This window comes from Acinetobacter johnsonii, from assembly GCF_048551975.1.
Lineage (GTDB): Bacteria > Pseudomonadota > Gammaproteobacteria > Pseudomonadales > Moraxellaceae > Acinetobacter > Acinetobacter johnsonii_A.
The window spans coordinates 1-257 of sequence record NZ_JBIMCF010000294.1; the positions used below are offsets into that span (position 1 = coordinate 1).

The following is a 257-nucleotide window of genomic DNA, read 5'->3' on the forward strand; positions in this document are numbered from 1 at the left end:
AACTCGCGACATGTAGAGTGGAACGCTACCGCTCTACCAACTGAGCTACTCCCGCACGATGTTGGCACAAAGACCACTTTTTGACGTCTTAAATTTGGTGGTGAGGGAAGGATTCGAACCTTCGAAACTTTCGTAGCGGAGTTACAGTCCGCCCCCTTTGACCGCTCGTGAACCTCACCATTTTACACTTACTTCAGTGCAGTTCTTTACTTAACCTACTCAACTCTCTAAGATGGTGCCGGCACACGGATTCGAAC

1 tRNA gene is annotated in these 257 nt (G+C 49.0%); it reads right to left on the reverse strand.

Annotation, left to right across the window (positions count from 1 at the left end):
• Positions 1-95: 95 nt before the first annotated feature.
• Positions 96-179: transfer RNA gene (locus ACG9ZB_RS17545), tRNA-Tyr, on the reverse strand.
• Positions 180-257: the final 78 nt, after the last annotated feature.